The sequence below is a fragment of the Actinoplanes sp. NPDC048791 genome, from assembly GCF_040650095.1.
Lineage (GTDB): Bacteria > Actinomycetota > Actinomycetes > Mycobacteriales > Micromonosporaceae > Actinoplanes.
In genome coordinates, this window is sequence record NZ_JBEZGQ010000504.1 from 1 (window position 1) to 6072 (window position 6072).

Genomic DNA, 6072 nt, shown 5'->3' on the forward strand with positions numbered 1-6072 from the left:
GGCACCCACACCTGGTCTTCTCCGGTCATGGTCCGACGGTAAACCTGTACCTGGGTACCGGATGCAAGTCGACCGGGCCTTGTCCTGGCGCGGAAGCGGTGGCGTTCGCGCGGTGGGCTCGGCGGTCTCTGCGGCGCGGGGGAAGGCGGGGTGCTCGCATGTGTCGATTGGTCTCATCCCAGCGCAGGATGGTGGCAACTGCGCGGTGGGCTGACCGGTCACATCTGGACGCGGGGACAAGGGCGTTCGGGTGGTGGGCTGATCGGAATCACCGTGGTGCGGAGTCGGGTGCGCTCGCGTGGTGGGCTGGGCGGTCGGAGAGCCGGTGCTCCGCCATCCGCAGCGCCTCGATCACCAGGCGGCGCACGTGCGGGTCCGTGACCGCGTACACCGACCGGCGGCCGTCGCGGCGGGCCCGGACCAGCCCGGCCAGGCGCAGCTTGCCCAGATGCTGCGACACGGCCGGACGCGCCGCACCCACCAGCCGGGTCAAAGCGGTCACGTCGCTCTCCGCGTCGACCAGAGCAGCCATCAGGCGCAGGCGGGTGCCATCGGCGAGCATCCCCAGGGTGACCGTCGCCGCCTGGATCACGTCGTCGCTCGTGAGTGGTTCCTGCAGGTCATTGGCAGTTGCACCGTTGTCGCGTGCGTACATGAGCACATATTATCGGCGAGCGGCATCGACCACCAGAACGGCAGGGGAGCACCGATGAGCGACCACCACCACAGTCACCACGACGGCTGGTGGGGGCGCCTCCGTCACCAGCTCACCCCGCACTCGCACGACAGCGCCGGCAAGGTCGACCCGGCGCTGGAGTCGTCGCGGGAAGGACTCCGCGCCCTGTGGATCTCGCTGGTCGTGCTGGGCATCACCGCAGCCCTGCAAGCGGGCGTCGTCGTGCTCTCCGGCTCGGTGGCCCTGCTCGGCGACACCCTGCACAACGTCGCTGACGCGCTGACCGCCGTACCCCTGGGTGTTGCGTTCCTGCTCGGCCGCCGGGCCGCGACCCGGGCGTACACCTATGGTTTCGGCCGGGCCGAGGATCTGGCCGGCATCCTGATCGTGCTGGTGATCGCCGCTTCGGCGATCGCCGCCGGGTGGACCGCGGTCAACCGGTTGCTGCACCCGCAGACCATGACGCACCTGCCGTGGGTGCTGGCCGCCGGCGTGATCGGCTTCGCGGGCAACGAGATCGTCGCCCGCTACCGCATCAATGTGGGCCGGCGCATCGGTTCGGCGGCGCTGGTCGCCGACGGCCTGCACGCCCGCACCGACGGTTTCACCTCGCTCGCGGTCGTCGTCGCGGCGGCCGGCGCCTGGGCCGGCTGGCGCTGGGCCGACCCGGCCGTCGGGCTGGCCATCACGGCGGCGATCGCGTTTGTGCTCAAGGACGCCGCCCGGGAGGTGTACCGGCGGCTGATGGACCGGGTGGATCCGGAGCTGGTCGACCGGGCCGAGGAATCGCTGCGGGCGGTTCCGGGCATCCGCGACGTGTCCGGGCTGCGGCTGCGCTGGATCGGGCACCGGATGCACGCGGAGGCGGCCGTGGTGGTGGATGCCAACCTGAGCCTGCTGGCCGCGCACGAGATCGCCGCGGATGCCGAGCATCAGCTGACCCACCGGGTGCCGCGGCTGACCGGCGCGACCGTGCACGTGGACCCGGCCAGCCATCCGGGCGACAGCCACCACACCGACCTGTCCCACCACCGTCGCGACCGCCTCACCGCGCCCTGACAGATTCCGGATAGGACCCCGCCGGCTGAAGTGCCACCATCGAGTGATGGGCGACGATGCCGTGGTCATCGGGGCCGGGATGGCCGGCCTGGCTGCCGCGCGGGTGCTGGCCGACCGGTTCGACCGGGTGACGGTTGTCGATCGTGACCGGCTGCCGCCCGGGCCGGACAGCCGCCGCGGCGTGCCGCAGAGCGCCCACCCGCACGCCCTGCTCGCGGTCGGCCGCGACGCCCTGGAGAAGCTCTTCCCCGGGCTGACCGACGAGCTGCTCGCCCTCGGCGCCCGGTGGATCGACGTGGTCCGCGACGCGCACGTCTGGCAGCTCGACGGCTACCGCGTCCGGGTCGACAGTGGCGTCACGATGCTCGCCATGAGCCGGCCGCTGCTGGAGAGCTGCGTGCAGCGGCGGGTGCGGGCGTTACCGCAGGAGAGCGTGCTCGACGAGACCGCGGTGGCCGGGCTGACCGGCCGGGCCGGCGAGCGGGTCACCGGTGTGACCCTGGCCGGCGGCCGGGAGCTGCCGGCCGAGCTGGTGGTCGATGCCAGCGGTCGCGGCAGCCGCTCCGACCGCTGGCTGCACGACCTCGGCTTTCCGAGCCCGCCGGAGTCGGTGATCACCGTACGCGTGCACTACACGACCCGCCTGGTCAGCGGCCGCCCGCAGTGCCTGCCGGGACCCGGGATGATCGTGCTGGCCGAGAGCCCGCCGGAGCACCAGCGCTACGGCGCCGCGTTCTCCGTCGAGGGCGACCGGTGGCTCGTCACCCTCGGCGGCTTCCACGGCGAGCAGGCCCCCACCGACCCCGAGGGTTACCAGCGCTTCGCCGAGAGCCTGCCGGACGGCACGATCGCCGAGCTGTTGCGCACCGGTGAGCCGCTGACCGACCCGGTCGCGTACACGTATCCGACCAGCCGGCGCCGGCACTTCGAACGGCTGCGCCGGATACCGGCCGGGTACGTGGCCATGGGCGACGCGCTGTGCAGCTTCAATCCCGTGTACGGGCACGGCATGACGGTCGCCGCGCTGGAAGCCGTCACGCTGGCTGAGTGTCTCGACCGGCACCGGGCTCCTGGGGTGGTGATGGCGCGTGACTTCTACCGCCGCAGCGCGAAGCCGATCACCGTCGCCTGGGAGATGGCCGCCACGACCGACTTCGCCTACCCCGGCACGCAGGGGCCCAAGCCGCGCGGGCTGGCCCTGACGCACTGGTACCAGCGGCAGATCTTCCGGGCCACCCACGCCTCGCCGGAGGTCATCCGGCAGGTCGTACGGGTGCAGCACCTGCTCGCGCCCGGGTCCACGCTGCTCCGGCCGGCCATGGTCGCCGAGGTTCTCCGTGCCGCCCGCCGTGACCGCAAGGCGGCGGGCAGCTCTGCGGCCTGATTCTCGATCCTCTAGATTCAGCGGATGGCTTTGCTGCACCGCGCGGATCTGACCCCTTCCAAGCTTGAGCTGCTGGCGGGCTGGCTGCCCGGCCGCCCGTGGTTCGCCGGCCCGCCGGAGGGCGAGGTGACCCGGGTCTCGGCCTTCCGCTTCGACGACCCGGCCGGCGCGGTCGGCGTGGAGACGATGCTGGTCCGCGCCGGTGACGGCCCGGTCCTGCAGGTCCCGCTCACCTATCGCGACGCACCCCTGGACGGCGCCGAGGAGTGGCTGATCGGCACGACCGAGCACTCGGCCCTGGGCCGCCGCTGGGTCTACGACGCCTGTTGCGACCCGGTCTACGCCGCGGTGCTGGCCCGGGTGATCCACGCCGGCGGCACCCAGGCGGAGGAGTACTTCGAGGTCGACGGCCGGCGCGAGACCCGTGCGCCGGCCATGACCGTCAGCGGCAGCGGGACCGGGGATGCCCCGGTCCCGGCCGCCGGCACCGTGCACCGGGTCGTCGACGAGGACCCGACGGTCATCGTGACGGACGACGTGGAGCTGGCCGTGCTGCGCCGCGTCGGCACCAGCCAGCGGGTCACCGGCCCGGTGCTGACCGGCATGTGGGGCGACGAGCCGCTACCCGTCCCGCTGGCCTACGCCACCCCGCGTCAGTGAGGGGCGGCGGGTTACTGAGCCGCCACCCGGTCGCCGGTCACCTGTAGCAGTCGCAGCGGGATGGCGTCCGCCATGGCCTGCATCCCGGCGTCGTTGGGGTGCAGGTGGTCGCCGCTGTCGTAGCGGGCCAGAATGCGCAACGGCTGCGCCGGGTCCCGGACCGCCCGGTCGAAGTCGATCACGCCGTCGTACTCGCCGCTGGTCCGGATCCACCGGTTGACCGCGGCCCGCTTGGCCTCGTTCTCCGCGCTGTAGTAACCGGCGATCGTGGTGTCCTGGAACGGCGTCATGGTGGCGCCGATGATCCGCAGGCCGCGTTCGTGGGCCCGGGCGATCAGCTGCCGGTAGCCGGCGATCAACTCGTTGACCGTCACCGCCTCGGACGGCGGGGCAATCGAGGTCGGCTGGCCGATGTCGTTGATGCCGAGCAGCACGATCACCGCGCGGGCGCCCGGCTGGGCGAGCACGTCGCGGTCGAAGCGGCTCAGTGCGCTGTCGCCGAAGAGCGGCCCGAGCCCTCCGAACACCGGGTCGGGGCGCGTGTTGCCGTCGTACAGCAGGCGGTTGCCGCCGATGCCCTTGTTGAGCACGCCCAGGTGCCGCAGCGAGGACTGCCCCTGCAACCGGCGGGCCAGGAAGTCGGGCCAGCGGTGGTTGGCGTCGACCGTGGTGATCGCACCGTCGGTGATGGAGTCGCCGAACGCCACGACCGACGCCGCCCGCGGCGCGGTGGCGACGCTGACGCCGGAGAGGAAGTGCCAGGACGTCATGGTCGTCGCGCCGGTCAGGGCGGGGGAGCGGGTGACGTTGCCGGCCGCGAGGTAGTTGGTCTGGAACGCGGAGCCGTGCACGGTCGCGGCCGCGGTGCGCTGCGGCAGGTGGATGCTCACCACAAGATCGGAGAGCGCCGGTACGGGCAGAGTCACCGGATCGCTGAGCGCGGGCGCACCGGGCGGGACGCTGAACGAGGAGCGCCCGCCGAAGGTGAGCCTGCGGTCGGTGCCGGCCAGCAGCTGGGCACCGCCGGCACTGCGGGCCACCCGCGCCTCGCCGATCACCAGCGGCTCGGTGCCGTACTCGTTGGACAGCCGCTCCCGCAGCGACCGGACCGCGATGCTGTTGTGCACGATCTGGCGCAGGGTCTGGTTCTCGAACACGGTCTGCGGCATCGGTGGGGTGGCCGCGCCGGTCACGGCCGTGCTCCAGGTGCCGGTCCAGCTGGCCGGGCGGTCGGCCGCGACGGCCGAGCCGGTGAGGGTGAGGGTCGCGACGCCGAACGTGGCGAGCGCGGTGGCGCCCAGGCGCCGGAGTCGCAGGGATGCAGTCATCGTCGACCTCCGTTCCGGACCAGCCCAGCTCAGCCCGGCGAAGGTGTCAAGACATCGACGAACATCAAGTTCTGGCGCTCGCTCCCAGGGCGGCGGCCAGCTGGTCCGACCAGGCGCGGACCACCCGGGCCCGGCGGCGGGAGTCGTCGGTGAGCACGTCGGCCAGGGCCAGGCCCCGGGCCAGGTCGAGGGTGGCCTGGATGAGACCGCGGACGGCCGGGTCGGTGTCGTCGACCCGCAACAGCCGTACGGCCCGGCGGTGCACGCCGCGGGCGAAGTGCCGTTCCAGTGGGACCACCGCCGCCCGCAGCTCGGGGTCGGCGGCGGCCACGGTCCACACCTGCAGCGCGGCCCGGAACAGCTCGCCGCCGATCGCGTCGACCAGGCCCGTCACCACGGCGTGCACCCGGTCCGGGCTCGAACCCCCGGGGTCCGGCAGGGCGTCGAGCAGGGCCGCCCGCTCCTCGAACATGGCCTCCAGCGCGGCCAGGATCAGCGCCTCCCGGGTCCGGAAGTGGTGTTGGACCGCCCCGCGGCTGATGCCCGCCTCGGCGGCGATGAAGGCGACCGTCGAGACCTCCCACCCATGCCGCGCCAGGCTCCGGATGGTCGTCTCCAGCAGGCGCCGGCGGGTCTCCCGGGAGCGGTCCTGCTTGGGAGCCGAGTCGTCAGCCATCCGCGGTTACCACCGCCAGCGGCGTGCCCTGGCTGACCTGCCGGCCCACCGGGACCGGCAGCTCCGTCACCGTGCCGTCCGCCGGGGCGCGCACCACGTGCTCCATCTTCATCGCCTCCAGCCAGATCAGCGCCTGGCCGGCCACGACGGCCTCACCGACCCGCACGTCCGTGCGCACCACCGTGCCGGGCATCGGCGCCACCAGGGCACCGGCCGGCAGCTGGGCCGACGGGTCGGTGAAGCGCGGCACCCGGCGCAGCTCCAGCGAGCCCTGCGGCCCGTCGACGAC

Annotated in this window: 7 protein-coding genes; 3 read left to right on the forward strand and 4 right to left on the reverse strand. The window is 73.2% G+C overall.

Annotated elements, in window-relative coordinates; all coding sequences use genetic code 11:
* Nucleotides 1–268: 268 nt before the first annotated feature.
* Nucleotides 269–655: a metalloregulator ArsR/SmtB family transcription factor gene (locus AB0C29_RS29270; protein WP_360826644.1), complete on the reverse strand. Its 387-nt coding sequence runs from the start codon at nucleotides 653–655 to the stop codon at nucleotides 269–271.
* Between the two features lie 54 nt (nucleotides 656–709).
* Between AB0C29_RS29270 and AB0C29_RS29275 the strand changes: the two genes are divergently transcribed.
* From AB0C29_RS29275 to AB0C29_RS29285, 3 genes are read left to right on the forward strand one after another with little or no spacing between them, the layout of a single operon-like run.
* A complete protein-coding gene (locus AB0C29_RS29275) occupies nucleotides 710–1735 on the forward strand; it encodes a cation diffusion facilitator family transporter (RefSeq protein ID WP_360826647.1) in 1026 nt (341 codons plus the stop codon).
* Nucleotides 1736–1781: 46 nt separating this feature from the next.
* On the forward strand, nucleotides 1782–3119 hold the full coding sequence (locus AB0C29_RS29280) for an FAD-dependent oxidoreductase (protein WP_360826650.1): 1338 nt from the start codon (nucleotides 1782–1784) through the stop codon (nucleotides 3117–3119).
* A gap of 24 nt (nucleotides 3120–3143) precedes the next feature.
* Entirely contained in the window at nucleotides 3144–3779 is a 636-nt protein-coding gene (locus AB0C29_RS29285) for a CG0192-related protein (RefSeq protein WP_360826653.1), read from the forward strand.
* A gap of 11 nt (nucleotides 3780–3790) precedes the next feature.
* On the opposite strand, the gene AB0C29_RS29290 is transcribed toward AB0C29_RS29285, so the two are convergent.
* The 3 genes from AB0C29_RS29290 to AB0C29_RS29300 all read right to left on the reverse strand — a co-directional run.
* Nucleotides 3791–5107, reverse strand: coding sequence for an SGNH/GDSL hydrolase family protein (locus tag AB0C29_RS29290; RefSeq protein ID WP_360826656.1), 1317 nt, complete (start codon nucleotides 5105–5107; stop codon nucleotides 3791–3793).
* A 64-nt stretch (nucleotides 5108–5171) separates the two neighbouring features.
* Nucleotides 5172–5783, reverse strand: a complete 612-nt coding sequence (locus tag AB0C29_RS29295; protein WP_360826659.1) for a TetR family transcriptional regulator — start codon at nucleotides 5781–5783, stop codon at nucleotides 5172–5174.
* A partial coding sequence (locus tag AB0C29_RS29300; RefSeq protein WP_360826662.1) for an acetyl-CoA carboxylase biotin carboxyl carrier protein subunit occupies nucleotides 5776–6072 on the reverse strand: 297 nt, incomplete at its 5' end. The genes AB0C29_RS29295 and AB0C29_RS29300, both read right to left, overlap by 8 nt.

Bases quoted from the DNA above. Each gene is read 5' to 3' on its own strand.
- AB0C29_RS29270 (WP_360826644.1), bottom strand. From the start codon at position 655: ATGTACGCACGCGACAACGGTGCAACTGCCAATGACCTGCAGGAACCA.
- AB0C29_RS29275 (WP_360826647.1), top strand. From the start codon at position 710: ATGAGCGACCACCACCACAGTCACCACGACGGCTGGTGGGGGCGCCTC.
- AB0C29_RS29280 (WP_360826650.1), top strand. From the start codon at position 1,782: ATGGGCGACGATGCCGTGGTCATCGGGGCCGGGATGGCCGGCCTGGCT.
- AB0C29_RS29285 (WP_360826653.1), top strand. From the start codon at position 3,144: ATGGCTTTGCTGCACCGCGCGGATCTGACCCCTTCCAAGCTTGAGCTG.
- AB0C29_RS29290 (WP_360826656.1), bottom strand. From the start codon at position 5,107: ATGACTGCATCCCTGCGACTCCGGCGCCTGGGCGCCACCGCGCTCGCC.
- AB0C29_RS29295 (WP_360826659.1), bottom strand. From the start codon at position 5,783: ATGGCTGACGACTCGGCTCCCAAGCAGGACCGCTCCCGGGAGACCCGC.